The sequence below is a fragment of the Streptococcus agalactiae genome, assembly GCF_949788565.1.
GTDB lineage: Bacteria > Bacillota > Bacilli > Lactobacillales > Streptococcaceae > Streptococcus > Streptococcus agalactiae.
Genome location: NZ_OX460931.1, coordinates 882,917 through 900,521 on the forward strand (window position 1 = coordinate 882,917; position 17,605 = coordinate 900,521).

General features: G+C 36.0%; 17 protein-coding genes and 1 pseudogene. 16 read left to right on the forward strand and 2 right to left on the reverse strand.

The window, feature by feature from the left end; genetic code table 11:
• Positions 1-8 precede the first annotated feature (8 nt).
• From QOR44_RS04550 to QOR44_RS04600, 11 genes and pseudogenes are all read left to right on the forward strand, one after another.
• Entirely contained in the window at positions 9-770 is a 762-nt protein-coding gene (locus QOR44_RS04550) for an abortive infection family protein (RefSeq protein ID WP_001565981.1), read from the forward strand.
• 66 nt (positions 771-836) lie between these two features.
• Entirely contained in the window at positions 837-1,331 is a 495-nt protein-coding gene (locus QOR44_RS04555; protein WP_000870467.1) for an antirestriction protein ArdA, read from the forward strand.
• 55 nt (positions 1,332-1,386) lie between these two features.
• Entirely contained in the window at positions 1,387-2,025 is a 639-nt protein-coding gene (locus QOR44_RS04560; protein ID WP_000248477.1) for a DUF6037 family protein, read from the forward strand.
• Between the two features lie 71 nt (positions 2,026-2,096).
• Positions 2,097-2,492 (forward strand): conjugal transfer protein, encoded by a 396-nt coding sequence (locus tag QOR44_RS04565; protein WP_000723887.1) that lies wholly within the window; start codon positions 2,097-2,099, stop codon positions 2,490-2,492.
• Positions 2,476-4,929, forward strand: a complete 2,454-nt coding sequence (gene tcpF, locus QOR44_RS04570; RefSeq protein ID WP_283572668.1) for a conjugal transfer ATPase TcpF — start codon at positions 2,476-2,478, stop codon at positions 4,927-4,929. The genes QOR44_RS04565 and tcpF overlap by 17 nt, the downstream gene beginning before the upstream one ends.
• Positions 4,926-6,953, forward strand: a complete 2,028-nt coding sequence (locus tag QOR44_RS04575; RefSeq protein ID WP_000192392.1) for a CD3337/EF1877 family mobilome membrane protein — start codon at positions 4,926-4,928, stop codon at positions 6,951-6,953. The genes tcpF and QOR44_RS04575 overlap by 4 nt, the downstream gene beginning before the upstream one ends.
• Entirely contained in the window at positions 6,950-7,972 is a 1,023-nt protein-coding gene (locus QOR44_RS04580) for a bifunctional lytic transglycosylase/C40 family peptidase (RefSeq protein ID WP_000768371.1), read from the forward strand. The genes QOR44_RS04575 and QOR44_RS04580 overlap by 4 nt, the downstream gene beginning before the upstream one ends.
• 16 nt (positions 7,973-7,988) lie before the next feature.
• Positions 7,989-8,918: a conjugal transfer protein gene (locus tag QOR44_RS04585; protein ID WP_000584386.1), complete on the forward strand. Its 930-nt coding sequence runs from the start codon at positions 7,989-7,991 to the stop codon at positions 8,916-8,918.
• 313 nt (positions 8,919-9,231) lie between these two features.
• Positions 9,232-9,279, forward strand: a pseudogene (locus QOR44_RS10305) (hypothetical protein); the annotation flags it as partial.
• A 15-nt stretch (positions 9,280-9,294) separates the two neighbouring features.
• Complete coding sequence (gene tet(M) / locus QOR44_RS04595) at positions 9,295-11,214, forward strand: tetracycline resistance ribosomal protection protein Tet(M) (RefSeq protein WP_283572669.1); 1,920 nt, start codon at positions 9,295-9,297, stop codon at positions 11,212-11,214.
• Between the two features lie 118 nt (positions 11,215-11,332).
• Positions 11,333-11,500: a cysteine-rich KTR domain-containing protein gene (locus tag QOR44_RS04600; protein WP_001803271.1), complete on the forward strand. Its 168-nt coding sequence runs from the start codon at positions 11,333-11,335 to the stop codon at positions 11,498-11,500.
• Between the two features lie 57 nt (positions 11,501-11,557).
• Here QOR44_RS04600 and QOR44_RS04605 read toward each other — a convergent pair whose 3' ends face one another.
• Positions 11,558-11,911 (reverse strand): helix-turn-helix domain-containing protein, encoded by a 354-nt coding sequence (locus tag QOR44_RS04605; protein WP_001227350.1) that lies wholly within the window; start codon positions 11,909-11,911, stop codon positions 11,558-11,560.
• 530 nt (positions 11,912-12,441) lie between these two features.
• Here QOR44_RS04605 and QOR44_RS04610 point away from each other — a divergent pair.
• The 4 genes from QOR44_RS04610 to QOR44_RS04625 all read left to right on the forward strand — a co-directional run bounded on the left by QOR44_RS04610 (position 12,442) and on the right by QOR44_RS04625 (position 15,009).
• Complete coding sequence (locus QOR44_RS04610) at positions 12,442-12,864, forward strand: RNA polymerase sigma factor (RefSeq protein WP_000804879.1); 423 nt, start codon at positions 12,442-12,444, stop codon at positions 12,862-12,864.
• Positions 12,861-13,091 carry a helix-turn-helix domain-containing protein gene (locus tag QOR44_RS04615; RefSeq protein ID WP_000845143.1) on the forward strand — a complete coding sequence of 77 codons (231 nt, stop codon included), beginning with the start codon at positions 12,861-12,863 and terminating at the stop codon, positions 13,089-13,091. Before QOR44_RS04610 ends, QOR44_RS04615 begins: the two co-directional genes overlap by 4 nt.
• Before the next feature lie 497 nt (positions 13,092-13,588).
• A complete protein-coding gene (locus QOR44_RS04620; RefSeq protein ID WP_000633907.1) occupies positions 13,589-13,789 on the forward strand; it encodes a DUF3173 family protein in 201 nt (66 codons plus the stop codon).
• Between the two features lie 26 nt (positions 13,790-13,815).
• Positions 13,816-15,009 (forward strand): site-specific integrase, encoded by a 1,194-nt coding sequence (locus QOR44_RS04625; RefSeq protein WP_000237797.1) that lies wholly within the window; start codon positions 13,816-13,818, stop codon positions 15,007-15,009.
• Positions 15,010-15,076: 67 nt separating this feature from the next.
• Here QOR44_RS04625 and guaA read toward each other — a convergent pair whose 3' ends face one another.
• Positions 15,077-16,639, reverse strand: coding sequence for a glutamine-hydrolyzing GMP synthase (guaA, locus tag QOR44_RS04630; protein WP_000129872.1), 1,563 nt, complete (start codon positions 16,637-16,639; stop codon positions 15,077-15,079).
• A 212-nt stretch (positions 16,640-16,851) separates the two neighbouring features.
• Between guaA and QOR44_RS04635 the strand changes: the two genes are divergently transcribed.
• Complete coding sequence (locus QOR44_RS04635) at positions 16,852-17,550, forward strand: GntR family transcriptional regulator (RefSeq protein WP_000936162.1); 699 nt, start codon at positions 16,852-16,854, stop codon at positions 17,548-17,550.
• Positions 17,551-17,605: the final 55 nt, after the last annotated feature.

A 17,605-nucleotide genomic window follows, 5' to 3' on the forward strand; every position in this document is an offset into this window, starting at 1 on the left:
TTATGAATATGTTTACAAATGATCAATTTAAATCTCTTTTAATTAAAACATTAGAAAGAAAGAGCTCTTCAAATTATTATGAAGGAGGTAACGAGATTGTTTCTAAAATGAAAATATCAGAGGTAACTTTAGATGAGACTGACGATTTTACTTATTATAAAGGATATAAAAAGGGCTGGAATACGCTTTGCACATATCTTAAAATAAGAGTTCCTTTTGATGATTTAGACTTTTTTGAAAGTCATAAAGATTTGATTACCCAGACAGCAAGCTCCATATATGATAAACAAGGTGATAATGTATTAGTGGATACTATTTTAGTACCACTTCCAGAGAATTACGAAGTAATTAACTTTAGTCAGTTGAAAATTAGTGATGTGGTTTCACAAGCTATTGAAGACGCTGAGTCTTTTATGAGTAATGGTGAATATCAACGTGCCTTTGACAGAGTTCACACTGCTTTTCATGGATATTTAATTGAAATACTAAAAAAATATGAAATTACAGTTCCTAGAGACGAAAATCTATCTAAATTATATAGTAGGATACAACAATTAATTGAAAAAGAAATTCAACCTACTGAACTTGCTGATATAGTGAAGACAACGATAAGGTCATCAAATGGAATGATTAGCTCTCTTAATGAAGCAAGAAATAGGCATTCACTTGCACACCCTAATACAAATATTATTGGAAAGAGAGAAGCAAAACTAATAATAGGTATTTCAAGTACAGTTACAGATTATATTAGCGGATACCTTGATAAGTAGCGTCATTAACTGATTGCTACTTTTTTTATGACTATTTTTATAAAAAGGATGTGATAAGAATTGGAAATGAAAGTCTATGTGGCAAATTTAGGACGGTATAATGAAGGTGAATTAGTCGGAGCATGGTTTACTCCACCAATTGATGAGGAAGAAATGGCAGAAAGAATCGGTTTAAATGAGGACTACGAAGAATATGCAATACATGATTTTGAGCTTCCTTTTGATGTGGACGAATACACGCCGATTAGTGAAATCAACCGTCTATGTGAAGCCATTCAAGAAATCGAAGGTACACCTATTTATAATGAACTCAAAGAAATTCAAGGCATGTGGTTTAGTAGCTTGGAAGAATTACTGGAAAACAAAGAGGATATTCATTGTTATAGTGATTGTGATTCGATGGAAGATGTCGCCCGTTATTACGTGGAAGAAACAGGACAGCTTGGTGAAGTCCCTTCCAATTTACAAAATTATATTGACTACCAATCTTTGGGACGTGATATGGAAATAGAGGGTAATTACCTAGTTACCTCTCATGGGGTATTTGAATATTGTCAGTAAGTTTAACAATCCGTGTTATAATTAAATTAATAAATAGCACGGAGAGGTATAAATTATGGTAAATGTATTTGAAAATCTTAAACTATTAAAACTAGACATGAAAGATAAAGGCTGGGTGATAGATTCCTTTTACTTTCGTTACAAACAGCAAAATTATATTGTACTTGTTAAGCTATTTGAAAAAGAGGAAAAAGTTCCAGAATATGCTCTGTTAAAACTAGAATTTTTAAAGGAAAACGATTTTTCAGATATGCTAGCTGTCTATGCTAATTCGGTAAAATTATATACAGACACGAAAACAATAAGAGAATATTTTGGTATCGAATACAGTAGTAACTTGGGAGATGTTTTATTTCAATTTAGCCAAACTCTTGCTCGATTTATTCCGACAGAAGTTAGTGAGAAGAAAAATGAAGACCAAAAAGAAGCCATGTGTTTCTCATTAAGTCAAAGTGATTCAGAAGATCCCAGAAAAAAATATTGTTTTTCAGTTAGAAGAAATCCTTTAAAGGGAAATGGTGAGCTGGGAAAACGAAGTCCTTTTAATGACAATAAAACGAGATTGTATAGACCCAGCTTATATGAACGATTAGGGTCAGATACCAATTTAAGTTTCAGATATTCAATGAATCCAGATGATGAAGAAACTGATGAAGGTATTATTGCAAAATGGACAAAAAATAAAATTGAATAGTTAAAGCATTGAAAGAGCAATCACCTATTTTGATTGTTCTTTTTCTATTTTTACGGAAAGGACGTGAAGACATGAAAAAAATAAGAAGTTACACCAGTATTTGGTCAGTAGAAAAAGTGATTTATGCGATTAATGATTTACAACTCCCTTTCCCAATTACCTTTACGCAAATGACATGGTTTATCGTTTCTTTGTTTGTCGTCATACTCTTTGGCAGTTTACCACCACTTTCTCTGATTGACGGAGCACTACTCAAATACTTAGGGATTCCCATTGTTCTCACTGGGTTCATGTGCCAAAAGACCTTTGACGGAAAGAAACCCTATGGATTTCTAAAGTCTATCATTACCTATGCTCTACGCCCTAAAGTAACCTACGCTGGCAAACAAATACGATTAAAAAAAGAAACAATGAATGAATCGATTACGATTGTAAGGAGTGAACAACTAGATGGCATATCCGATTAAATATATGGAAGATAATCTCGTATTTAATCATGATGGCGAAGTATTCGCTTATTATGAATTAATTCCCTATAATTACAGTTTTTTAAGTTCCGATGAAAAAATTCAAGTTCATGATAATTTCTGTCAATTGATTGCCCAAAATCGTGATGGCAAGATTCATGCTCTGCAACTAGCAACCGAATCAAGTATTCGAGCCACACAGGAACAATCGAAAAAAGAAATCACTGGACGATTAAAAGAGATAGCTTACGAAAAAATAGATGAACAGACCGAAGCGTTAATTTCTATGATTGGTGACAATCAAGTAGACTATCGCTTTTTTATTGGTTTTAAACTCTACCTCAATGAACAGGAAGTATCCGTAAAAAATGTTGGGAAAGAAATTCAAAAAGCATTTGCGGAATTCTTTCATGGTGTGAATCACAAATTAATGGGCGATTTTGTTTCTATGCCTATGGCGGAAATCGAACGCTTTTCTAAGATGGAACAGTTGTTAGAAAGTAAATTATCCAGACGCTTTCAGATTCGTAAATTGGAGAAAGATGATTTTGGTTATATTATTGAACATCTTTACGGGCAAACAGGTGTCCCTTTTGATGACTACGACTACCATTTACCGAAAAGATACGAAGATAAAAAAGTGTTGGTAAAGAAATACGATATTCTCAAACCCACTCGCTGTTTAATCGAAGAAAATCAACGCTATTTACGGATTGAACAGGAAGATACCACTACTTATGTGGCGTATTTTACAATTAATAGTATTGTTGGTGAATTGGATTTCCCTAATAGTGAAATTTTTTATTACCAGCAACAGCAGTTTACTTTCCCCGTTGATACCAGTATGAATGTTGAAATTGTCGCCAATAAAAAAGCCTTATCTACCGTTCGCAATAAAAAGAAAGAACTGAAAGATTTAGATAGCCACGCATGGGAAAGCGACAACGAAACCAGTACTAATGTGGTGGACGCTTTAGAATCTGTCGATGAATTAGAAAGTAATTTAGACCAAACCAAAGAATCTATGTACAAACTAAGCTATGTGGTACGGGTATCGGCAAAGAATTTGGACGAGCTGAAACAACGTTGTGATGAAGTAAAAGATTTTTATGATGATCTGTCTATCAAATTAGTACGACCTTTTGGCGATATGCTAGGCTTGCATAATGAATTTATTCCCTCAAGCAAGCGATATATCAATGACTATATTCAATATGTCACGTCGGATTTTTTGGCTGGTCTTGGTTTCGGTGCTACACAAATGATTGGTGAAAATTCTGGTATTTACGTCGGTTACAATCTCGATACAGGCAGAAATATTTATCTCCAACCTAGCCTTGCAAGTCAAGGAATTAAAGGCTCTGTAACAAATGCATTAGCGTCCGCTTTTATTGGTTCATTAGGTGGCGGAAAATCATTCTCTAACAATATGCTGGTCTATTATTCAGTACTCTTTGGCGGACAGGCAACCATTGTTGACCCAAAAGCTGAACGTGGTGAATGGAAAGAAACCTTACCTGATATTGCCCATGAAATCAATATTGTTAATCTCACGAGTGAGAACGACAATAAAGGGTTACTTGACCCTTATGTGATTTTAAAACTCCCGAAAGATTCAGAAAGCCTTGCCATTGATATTCTCACGTTCTTAACAGGTATTTCCAGCCGAGATAGCGAGAAGTTTCCTGTCCTGCGTAAAGCTATTCGGAGTGTAACTCAAAGCAAACAACGAGGGTTGTTATTGGTGATTGATGAATTGCGAAAAGAAGATACGCCCATCAGCAATAGTATTGCTGACCATATCGAAAGCTTTGTCGATTATGATTTTGCCCATCTGTTATTCAGTGATGGCAGTGTCACCCAATCCATTAGCTTGGAAAAACAACTCAATATTATTCAAGTGGCAGATTTGGTCTTACCCGATTCCAATAGCTCTTTTGAAGAATACACTACCATGGAATTATTAAGTGTGGCAATGCTGATTGTCATTAGTACCTTTGCTTTAGACTTTATCCACTCTGACCGTTCCATTTTTAAAATTGTTGACCTTGATGAGGCTTGGAGTTTTTTACAAGTGGTACAAGGAAAAGCTCTATCTATGCGATTGGTTCGAGCAGGACGTGCCATGAATGCAGGGGTCTATTTCGTTACTCAAAACGCGGACGATTTACTAGATGAAAAGATGAAGAATAATATTGGCTTGAAATTTGCCTTTCGTTCCACTGACCTAGTGGAAATCAAAAAGACCTTAGAATTTTTTGGTGTGGACAAGGAAGATGAAAACAATCAGAAACGCTTACGTGAATTAGAAAATGGACAATGTTTAGTTTCAGACATCTATGGTCGTGTAGGGGTTATGCAGTTTCACCCGATTTTTGAAGAGTTGCTTCATGCCTTTGATACCAGACCGCCTGTGCGAAATGAGGTGGAAGAATGACACAAAAACAAAAGAAATTTCTTCACTATAGTTGGATAACGCTCCTTTGTGTGGGCGTTATTTTACTTTTATTAGGCACGCTGGGCAATGCAGTACAAGCGACAGGCTTAGTTGATGAAACCATTGATACAAGCAATGAATACTCCAAGTATGGTTTGAATCAATATCAGCTTGATTATTATGTGGACAATAGCTGGGGCTGGCTTCCATGGAATTGGAGTGATGGCATAGGACAATCGGTGATGTATGGATTGTATGCCATTACTAATTTTATTTGGACAATTTCTCTTTATCTATCGAACGCCACAGGTTATTTGGTGAAAGAAGCCTATGCCTTAGATTTCATTAGTCAAACATCCCAAGCAATTGGCGAAAACATGCAGACGATTGCAGGCATTACACCGAATGGCTTTTCCAGTTCAGGGTTTTATGTCGGTTTCCTCCTTCTTTTTATTCTCATTGTTGGAATCTATGTTGCCTATACAGGATTGGTTAAGCGAGAAACGACGAAAGTGATACGAGCTGTTTTAAACTTTGTCGTGGTGTTTATTCTATCGGCTTCCTTTATTGCGTATGCACCCGATTATATTGCGAAAATCAATGATTTTTCCAAAGATGTCAGTACCGCCAGTCTGAATATTGGGACAAAAATTGTTCTTCCTAACACGGATAGTCAAGGGAAAGACAGTGTGGACATGATACGTGACAGCTTATTCTCTGTTCAAGTAAAGCAACCATGGCTATTGCTTCAATATGGCTCCACTGATGTAGAAGCGTTAGGGGAAGAACGTGTGGAAAGTTTATTGTCTACCAGTCCAGATACAAACAATGGTGAAGATAGAGAAAATGTAGTGATTGAAGAAATTGAAGATCATGACAATACCTATTTAACCCTACCGAAGACGATTTCCAGATTAGGAACAGTCTTCTTTTTGTTTGTATTCAATATTGGTATCTCGATTTTTGTTTTCCTTCTAACAGGAATCATGATTTTTTCGCAAGTGCTATTTATTATTTTCGCTATGTTTTTGCCAATCAGTTTCCTATTAAGTATGTTGCCGAGTTTTGATGGCATGGGCAGGCATGCCATTACCAAGTTATTTAATGTGATTATGACAAGGGCTGGTATTACCTTGATTATTACCGTTGCCTTTAGTATTTCCACTATGCTTTATTCGCTGTCAGCAAGTTCTCCCTTTTTCATGATTATGTTTTTACAAATTGTGACCTTTGCAGGGATTTATTTTAAACTGGGCGATTTAATGAGCCTATTCTCTTTACAAAGCAACGACTCTCAAAACATGGGCAGACAAGTGTTTCGCAGACCTCGTCAAATGATGAATCGACAAACCAGAAGATTTCAACGCAGTATGAGTAAGATTTTTCGTGGAAAAGCAGGGTCAACGAAGCAAAAGACAATGACAACAAAGCAGAATCAAACCAATAAAGCTAACCATACTCGTCAAAATGAACGGACTACACCAAAGAAAGAAACAGCACTTTCCAATGTGAAAAAGCAACAAGGCGGTATCGGGCAACGATTAGGTGAAAAGACAGCCCATGTATTGGACACGAAAAATCGTCTAGTCAATAAAAGAAAGCAGGCAAAACAACAGATACAGGCGACACCAACCCATGTCAAATATGCCCTTCATCAAGGAAAAGAGAATGTCACTCATAATGTAACAGACTTTAAACAATCTATGGCAGATACCAAAGCTCAACGCAAACAACAGCGTATGAACCAGCAGGAGCAAAAACGAAAGAACATTGCTCAAAAGCGTTTGGAGCTGGATAAAGCAAAAGAAAAAAGACGAAAAGAAAACCCATCATCTCCTGTTCAGAATAACCAGCAGCATGTTCGCAAGCGTCAGCAAACCGTCACGCCTGTTTTGTCACAAAACACTAAACGTGAAAATCATCAGCGACCATTGAAAAAAGAGCAAAAACAAAAGACACCACCGAAGCAATTCAATCAGAGGAAGCTAAATAAAAGAACGGATAAGCGAGGACAACAAACATGAAGCTAAAAATAACAGTGATTTGTAGTGTGGTCTTCTCTCTCTTCTTTTTTCTCTTATTATTCCTAGTCATTTTCTTTGCAGATGATACGGACAGTGGCGAAAACAACAAGGATTCTTCTATTCCAGAAGGCGGTGTGACCGTTTCACCAGAAGTGTTGGCACACCGTCCGTTGATTGAAAAATATGGTAAGGAATATGGGATTGAAGACTATGTTTCTTATATCTTAGCCATTATGCAAGCGGAATCGGGCGGTACAGCAGAAGATGTTATGCAAAGTTCCGAATCTTTGGGTTTACCGCCCAACAGTTTGAGTACCGAAGAGTCCATCAAACAAGGGGTTAAATATTTCAGTGAATTATTAACCAGTGCAGAACAACAAGGAGTGGATATAGATTCTGTTATCCAATCTTATAATTATGGCGGTGGCTTTTTAAATTATGTGAGGAGTCATGGGAAAAAATATACCTATGAATTAGCCGAACAGTTTTCTAAAGAGAAGTCGGGTGGTCAAAAAGCAGACTATCCCAATCCCATAGCCATACCTGTGAATGGTGGTTGGCGATATAACTATGGAAATCAGTTTTATGTTCAGTTGGTTTCACAATACCTAACCGACACTTCCCCAACAGAATTTGATGATGAAACCGTGCAAGTCATTATGGACGAAGCCTTGAAATACGAAGGGTTTCCCTATGTCTTTGGAGGGGCGTCGCCTACCACCTCTTTTGATTGTAGTGGCTTAATACAATGGGTGTATGACAAAGCTGGCATTTCTCTCCCTCGTGTCGCCCAAGATCAGTATGACGCTACGCAAGAAATCTCTATGGAAGAAGCCCAAGCAGGCGACCTTATCTTCTTTCATTCAACCTATAATGCAGGCACATATGTGACTCATGTGGCGATATATTTAGAGGGAAATCGCTTTTATCATGCAGGCGACCCAATCGGTTATGGCGACTTAAGCAGTCGTTATTGGCAAGACCATCTGATTGGGGCTAGACGTGTTATTCATAACTAAGAAAGGAATGAATCAAATGATTATAAAAATCGAGCGAAAAGAAAAGAAGGAGAAACCAAAGAAATCTAAAAAACCGAGCAAGCAAAGAAAAGTTCCGATGATTAAAGTTGGCACGCATAAGAAATTAACCTTTGTTTTATGGGTTTTATTGATTGGTAGTGTCGGATTTGGAATCTATAAAAATTTTACTGCCATTGACACTCATACTGTCCGTGAAACAGAAATCATTAAACAGCAGATTGTCGATACCAACCAAGTAGAAAGTTTTGTGAAATCCTTTGCGAAAGACTACTTTTCGTGGCAACAATCCCAAGAAGCCATTGATAAACGAAATGAGAAATTGACCCATTATTTGACGGAAGAATTGCAGGTATTAAATGAAGAAATGATTCGTAAGGATATTCCTACTAGTTCTAGTGTGAACGATATACAGGTGTGGCAGGTTTCTCAAGTGAATGAGAACACCTTTGAGGTACTGTTTTCTGTTGAACAAGTTATTACCGAAGACAAAGACAAGGAAACTATATCGTCTAGCTTTCATGTGGTTGTCCATATAGATGAATCAGATAATATGGTTATTATCAAAAATCCGACAATGAGTAAGAAACCTCAAAAATCGGACTACCAACCCAAACAGCTAGAAAGTGACCATACAGTAGATACAGAAACGATGGACGAAATCATTAGCTTTTTAGAAACGTTCTTCCAGCTCTATCCTACCGCCACAGAAAAAGAATTGACTTACTATGTAAGTAATCATGTGTTACCTATGATTAACAAGGAATATGTTTTCGAGGAATTGGTGAATCCTATCTTTACCAGAAAAGATAACCAAGTAATCGTGAATGTCGCTGTGAAATATTTAGATCAAGAAACAAAGGCAACCCAAATCTCGCAATTTGAGTTGATATTAGAAAAACAAGATAATTGGAAGATTGTAAAATAACAAATATTGGTACATGATTACAGATACTTTGTAATCATGTACTCTTTTTGATAAAAAATTGGAGATTCCTTTACAAATATGCTCTTACGTGCTATTATTTAAGTGACTATTTAAAAGGAGTTAATAAATATGCGGCAAGGTATTCTTAAATAAACTGTCAATTTGATAGCAGGAACAAATAATTAGATGTCCTTTTTTAGGAGGGCTTAGTTTTTTGTACCCAGTTTAAGAATACCTTTATCATGTGATTCTAAAGTATCCAGAGAATATCTGTATGCTTTGTATACCTATGGTTATGCATAAAAATCCCAGTGATAAAAGTATTTATCACTGGGATTTTTATGCCCTTTTGGGTTTTTGAATGGAGGAAAATCACATGAAAATTATTAATATTGGAGTTTTAGCTCATGTTGATGCAGGAAAAACTACCTTAACAGAAAGCTTATTATATAACAGTGGAGCGATTACAGAATTAGGAAGCGTGGACAAAGGTACAACGAGGACGGATAATACGCTTTTAGAACGTCAGAGAGGAATTACAATTCAGACAGGAATAACCTCTTTTCAGTGGGAAAATACGAAGGTGAACATCATAGACACGCCAGGACATATGGATTTCTTAGCAGAAGTATATCGTTCATTATCAGTTTTAGATGGGGCAATTCTACTGATTTCTGCAAAAGATGGCGTACAAGCACAAACTCGTATATTATTTCATGCACTTAGGAAAATGGGGATTCCCACAATCTTTTTTATCAATAAGATTGACCAAAATGGAATTGATTTATCAACGGTTTATCAGGATATTAAAGAGAAACTTTCTGCCGAAATTGTAATCAAACAGAAGGTAGAACTGTATCCTAATATGTGTGTGACGAACTTTACCGAATCTGAACAATGGGATACGGTAATAGAGGGAAACGATGACCTTTTAGAGAAATATATGTCCGGTAAATCATTAGAAGCATTGGAACTCGAACAAGAGGAAAGCATAAGATTTCAGAATTGTTCTCTGTTCCCTCTTTATCATGGAAGTGCAAAAAGTAATATAGGGATTGATAACCTTATAGAAGTTATTACTAATAAATTTTATTCATCAACACATCGAGGTCCGTCTGAACTTTGCGGAAATGTTTTCAAAATTGAATATACAAAAAAAAGACAACGTCTTGCATATATACGCCTTTATAGTGGAGTACTACATTTACGAGATTCGGTTAGAGTATCAGAAAAAGAAAAAATAAAAGTTACAGAAATGTATACTTCAATAAATGGTGAATTATGTAAGATTGATAGAGATTATTCTGGAGAAATTGTTATTTTGCAAAATGAGTTTTTGAAGTTAAATAGTGTTCTTGGAGATACAAAACTATTGCCACAGAGAAAAAAGATTGAAAATCCGCACCCTCTACTACAAACAACTGTTGAACCGAGTAAACCTGAACAGAGAGAAATGTTGCTTGATGCCCTTTTGGAAATCTCAGATAGTGATCCGCTTCTACGATATTACGTGGATTCTACGACACATGAAATTATACTTTCTTTCTTAGGGAAAGTACAAATGGAAGTGATTAGTGCACTGTTGCAAGAAAAGTATCATGTGGAGATAGAACTAAAAGAGCCTACAGTCATTTATATGGAGAGACCGTTAAAAAATGCAGAATATACCATTCACATCGAAGTGCCGCCAAATCCTTTCTGGGCTTCCATTGGTTTATCTGTATCACCGCTTCCGTTGGGAAGTGGAATGCAGTATGAGAGCTCGGTTTCTCTTGGATACTTAAATCAATCATTTCAAAATGCAGTTATGGAAGGGATACGCTATGGTTGCGAACAAGGATTATATGGTTGGAATGTGACGGATTGTAAAATCTGTTTTAAGTACGGTTTATACTATAGCCCTGTTAGTACTCCAGCAGATTTTCGGATGCTTACTCCTATTGTACTGGAGCAAGCCTTTAGAAAAGCTGGAACAGAATTGTTAGAGCCATATCTTAGTTTTAAAGTTTATGCACCACAGGAATATCTTTCACGGGCATATAACGATGCTCCCAAATATTGTGCAAATATCGTAAATACTCAACTGAAAAATAATGAGGTCATTATTATTGGAGAAATTCCTGCTCGATGTATTCAAGATTATCGCAATGATTTAACTTTTTTTACAAATGGGCTTAGTGTTTGTTTAGCAGAGCTAAAAGGATATCAGGTTACCACTGGCGAACCTGTTTGCCAGACCCGTCGTCTAAATAGTCGGATAGATAAAGTAAGATATATGTTCAATAAAATAACTTAGTGCGTTTTATGTTGTTATATAAATATGGTTTCTTATTAAATAAGATGAAATATTCTTTAATATAGATTTGAATTAAAGTGGAAAGGAGGAGATTGTTATTATAAACTACAAGTGGATATTGTGTCCTATTTGTGGAAATAAAACAAGACTACGAATACGAGTGGATACTATACTTAAAAATTTCCCTTTATACTGCCCCAAATGTAAGAACGAAACTTTAATTAATGTTCAAAAAATGAATATAATAACAATCAAAGAGCCAGACGCCAAGACGCAGAGCCGATAATTTGAGAAATGAAACTCTCATCTTATCGGCTCTTTTTGTTTATCTGAATTTTACTGACTAGCCTTCAATATTTCTTGCTTCATTGATACCTTTTGCTAGTGCTTCCATTAAGGATAGTTCTTTGTCTGTAAAGCTATCCATGTATTTTTCTACCTGTAACCTTCGAGTGCTTTTAATCAAATTATCTGTAGGTAAGAAAAATTCATCAATAGATACATGGAGTAATGATACAAGATCATACAGCACTTGTGTACTTGGGTGTTGTCCTTTGTTTTCTATATTTGTTAAATAACGTGGGTCAATTTCAATCATTGTTCCCACTTGTTCACGAGTGAGACCCCGTTTCATTCGAGCCTCTTTAATCGCTAAACCAACGGCTCTAAAATCGTATTTATCTTCTTTTTTACGCATACTAAATCACCTCTATACATTTTACTGTTCCTATATAACCATAAACAGGTATAGAAAAACATGTTATATAGTTTATGAGTTCCTATAGAACACTGTGGAATTTATTAATGCGATGAATCCAATTTCAAATAGAAAGGTCGCTGATTTTATTTACCTATACAACTTTATAAAATTTAGTCATACTCCTAGAAAGTAGATAAAATTGGCGACTTAATGGAGGGAAAAGTCGCCGTGAGAAAGATAATCTGTCATCTAGTTCTCTTAATTAAGTTCTTATCAAAAAAACTTATCCACCTGTACTGGATAGATATGACCATCAATGTGGTTTTGCAGATTACATAGATAGAAAAATCAAAGCATATGAACAGAGAAAACAATCTGTTTATGTGCTTTTTTGGTCACTTAATAAATATCTTTTAGGATTTCTCTTCATTTATGCAACAAATCCCCCTTTCGTGTCGGGGCTTAGTATGAAGGGAGATAAAGAAGCACATGCCACTCCCTTTCACGACAGAAAGGGGGTGAAAAGCATGAAACCATCTTCTTTTCAAGAAACCATAGAAAATCAGTTTGACTATATCTGCAAACAAGTTATTGAAGATGAACGAAAAGATTACTTCAAACATCTAGACAGACTATCAGCAAAAGAAGTCTCGTTTTCTGATATAGATAACTACCTTGTCAACTCTTTTTCTACTGTTGATACGTACGTCACTGATTTCCAACTATTTAAATTATTTGGATTAAGAATCAATGTTGAAAGTGATTTATTAAGTGAAGCCCTGCGTCATCTTTCAGAGAAAAAACGGAACATTATTTTACTTCATTACTTTATGGATATGAGTGATGTGGAGATTGCGGAGTTACTAAATTTGAATCGTTCGACTGTTTATCGTCATCGAATAAGTGGACTAGCCATGATTAAAGAATTCATGAAGGAGTGTAAAGAATGAAAACAGCCTATCCAAGGGTCCCCTTCCCCCTCATTGTAAAGGCGACAGATGGCGACGTGGAAGCAATTAATCAGATTGTTAAACATTATCGAGGGTATACCTCAAAACGTTCATTACGTCGCATGACAGACGAATATGGAAATTCTCATATGGTTATTGATGAAACCCTACGTGGCAGAATGGAAACGAAACTCATCTCTAAGATTTTATCGTTCGAAATTAAATAGTCCCATTTTTTCGTGGAAGCGTGTCGAATCGTATCCACGCTTCCCGATTTGGGAGGTTTGTTATTCCATCAAAGCATATTGTGTGTTCAGTAGGTTTTGATAGGCTAACAAGCCAAACGTTCTTTGACAACCAAATAAAGGCAATCGAATACGTTTCGGTAAGAAAAGAGCTGATGAACTAACACGCCATGACCTACAAAATTAGTGAGCGATTCATGTTAGTAATTCGAAAGTAATCTTTAGCAGGATTGCTGCCATGACTTTCTTATCGTGATAATGATACTCCCGTATAGCCATAGTCCGAGCGTTAGAAGCGTCACAGGCAATGGGTACGGCTACATGAGAACCATGCAGAAGTGAAATTCCTGTGAGCTTTGCTAGAGCTGTTCGATTGCTAAGATATTCTTCTCTTGTCAGTGTATTATTATAAAACTATTTGATATAATTATAGGTGAATATTGGAGTTTTCCTAGCCTATAATTGGGAAAGGAGTAATAATGATAACGGTCACAAAAAAGGATTTAGTTGAGCTAGGATATGGAACTTCTTTTTCAGCAGACATCATAAAAAAAGCAAAAGAATTGATGATTACAAAAGGGCATATCTACTATCAATCTCGAAAGCTAGATAGAGTCCCTCGTGAAGCTGTTGAAGAAATTCTAGGAATTCGGTTTTCAAATGAAAACAGGTCTGAGTAGTTTTTGCACAGTAAGGAGTAAAAACTATGGTTAAAGACCCAATAAAAAAAGCAAAGAATGGAACCTATTATTTTCGTGCAAATCTAGGTTATGATTCTAAAGGGAAAAAAATTCAAAAATATCGTAGTGGATTCACTACTAAAAAAGAAGCAAGAGAAGAATATTCGAAACTGCTATTGATGAAACCAGAAGAATTAAGTGAGAATAAGGATAAAATGACGTTTAAACATTATATCTTTGAAATTTTCCTTCCATGGTATAAGACACAGGTAAAGCTCAGAACATATGAAAATCGCTTACCAACTATTAAGAAGCATTTCTCTTATTTTGATAAAATGGCTGTTTCCGATATTGAGCCTATTGATGTGCAAAATTGGCAACTAAAATTATCAAAGAAGTGTAAGTCTTCTTATGTAAGAGCTGTTCAAGGACTATTTTCAGTTGCTATGGATCGAGCAATTGTCCTTGGGATAACCACCACAAATCCATCTAAGATTATTGGCAATGTGAAAAAGCAAAAGTCTAAAATTGAATTTTGGACAAAAGAAGAATTTGAAAAAGTAATCTCTCTAATTTACAAAGAAGATTACTATCAACACTTTTTATTTATCTCTCTGTGGTTTTTATTTATGACTGGAATGCGAATTGGTGAAGCTACTGCCATTCAATGGGAAGATATTGATTTTGACTCAGGAGTACTAACCATCAACAAAACACTCTATTACAAGAATCAATCGAATTATAGATTTGTTGAACCAAAAACAAAGGCGAGCGTTCGTCATATTGTATTAGATAAATGCACATTAACTTATTTATCCGAATGGAAGGAAGTACAACAAAATCTAATTCAGACAGACTTTGTAATGAGCTATAACGGTATTCCTACCCAAAAACATACACTATCATATGCTATTGAACGCTATGCTAAGCTGGCTGGTATCCATCGAATCAGAATCCATGGGTTACGGCATTCTCATGCTTCCTTGTTAATCAGTATGGGAGAAAATCCACTTATCATTAAAGATCGTCTAGGACACGAAGATATTGAGACGACTTTAGGAACGTATGGACATCTTTATCCTAACAGTAATTTCGAGGTAGCTAACAAATTAAATGGAGCCATTTCCTTTAAAGAAGCAAAACAAAATTATGATACTTCACCAAAGAATCAATTTACTGTAGACTACTTGCGAAACAAAGAAATGAAAAAAGTGCAATAAAAGTGCAGTAAAAAGATAAGAAGAGCCAGAAACCCTTGGTATAAGAGGATTTCTAGCTCTCCTACAACTACTCCCACTCAACAGTTGCAGGTGGTTTACTTGTGATATCATAAACAATACGGTTAACGTGATCAACTTCGTTAACAATACGTGTCGAAATTTTCTTAAGTACATCCCAAGGAAGTTGCGCAAAATCAGCTGTCATGCCATCAATTGAAGTAATTGCACGGATAGCAATTGTATAGTCATAAGTACGACCATCTCCCATAACACCGACAGAACGTACGCCAGTATTAACTGTGAAATACTGCCATACGTCACGATCTAGACCAGCTTTAGCGATTTCTTCACGAAGAATAGCATCTGATTCGCGGACTGTTTCAAGTTTTTCTTCGGTAATTTCACCCATAACGCGAATAGCAAGACCAGGCCCAGGGAATGGTTGACGCCATACAACTTCATCAGGCATTCCAAGTGCAGTACCAAGAGCGCGAACCTCATCTTTGAATAATGTGTTAAGTGGCTCAATCAATTCAAATTGCATATCTTCTGGCAATCCACCAACATTATGGTGTGACTTGATTGTTTGGGCTGTTTCTGTCCCAGATTCAATAATATCTGTGTAGAGGGTACCTTGAGCAAGGAAATCAACGCCTTTAAGTTTACTTGCCTCATCATCAAAAACGTACACGAACTCATTTCCGATGATTTTTCGTTTTCTCTCGGGATCTTCAACACCAGAAAGAAGGTCTAGGAAGCGTTTTGAAGCATCAACACGGATAATATTAAGTCCAAATTTACCACCAAGCATATCCATAACTTGGTCACCTTCATTTTTACGTAATAAACCATGATCTACAAAAATACATGTTAATTGATCACCGATAGCACGTTGTAGGAGTACTCCGACAACAGATGAATCAACACCGCCAGATAGTCCAAGAAGTACTTTACGATCGCCTACAGTTTCACGTATTTTTGCAATTTCCATATCAATGAAGTTATCCATTGACCAATCACCACGTGCGCCACAGATATTAACAGCAAAATTTTTAAGGATATCATTGCCATATACTGAGTGACGAACTTCGGGGTGGAATTGGATACCATAAAATTGTTTTTCAGTATTTTCCATTGCAGCAAATGGACAGTCAACAGAGTCACCAACGAGATGGAAACCCTCAGGAATTTCAGTGACAGCATCACCATGGCTCATCAAAACAAGTTGTTCTTGAGGAGTGCCAGCAAAGAGTGCTGATTCTGAGCGTAGGCGAAGTGCTGATTGACCATACTCACGATGACCAGCTTCTCCCGCAGGAAGAACCTTACCACCGAGTTTATGGGTAATCAGTTGCATACCATAACAAATTCCTAAGATTGGAATTCCTAATTCAAAAATTTCTTCATCGATTCCAAAAGCGCCATCAGCGTATACGGAATTTGGACCACCTGAAAGTACGATACCAATAGGATTAATATCGCGAATTTCATCAGCCGTAATTTTATGTGATTTTAACTCAGAAAATACACCAAATTCACGGATACGACGTGCGATAAGCTGGTTATATTGACTACCGTAATCTAGAACGATAATTTTTTGGATATCATTCAATATAGAAATATCAGTCATTGTTTCCCTTTCTTTGTAGCTAATTTTAAAAACAGCTGTACCTATACCATTTTAGCATATTTTATATAAATTAACATCATTAAAATAATTGATTAAACGCTTTCTTATCAAGAAATATTGCTTATGATTTTTCTGAATTATTTCACGATTTTAGAGTTAGAAATATATAGAAGTATGGTAAAATGAAGTGTAGATTCTAGGAGGAGAGAATATTGTTACCAGCATATATTAAAATTCACGACGCTATTAAAAAGGAAATCGATAAAGGGACTTGGAAGATTGGGCAGCGGTTACCTAGCGAAAGAGATTTAGCGGATGATTATAGTGTAAGCCGTATGACACTTCGCCAATCAATTACATTGTTAGTTGAAGAAGGTATTTTGGAGAGACGAGTTGGTAGTGGCACCTATGTTGCTAGTCATCGTGTTCAAGAAAAAATGCGGGGAACAACTAGTTTTACAGAAATTGTCAATTCTCAAGGGCGTAAGCCATCCAGTAAACTAATCTCATTTCAAAGAAAACTAGCGAATGAAACCGAAATTCAAAAATTAAATTTATCACAGTCAGATTATGTGGTTCGTATGGAAAGGGTACGTTATGCTGATAAGGTCCCGTTGGTTTATGAGGTAGCCTCTATACCAGAGAATTTAATTAAAGGTTTTGAACAATCAGAGGTTACAGAACATTTCTTTAAAACCTTAACAGAGAATGGCTACGAAATTGGGAAAAGCCAACAAACTATATATGCTAGAAATGCTAGTGAACGTGTTGCTTCGCATTTAGAAGTTAACGCAGGCCATGCTATTTTGGCATTGACACAAGTTTCATACTTTACTGATGGTAAGCCTTTTGAATATGTTCATGGGCAATATGTTGGAGATCGTTTTGAGTTTTATTTAGAGAATAACTAGTAGTTTAATGAATAACGTTTTTTGAAGAAGTAGCTATGTATGTTATAATGGAAAA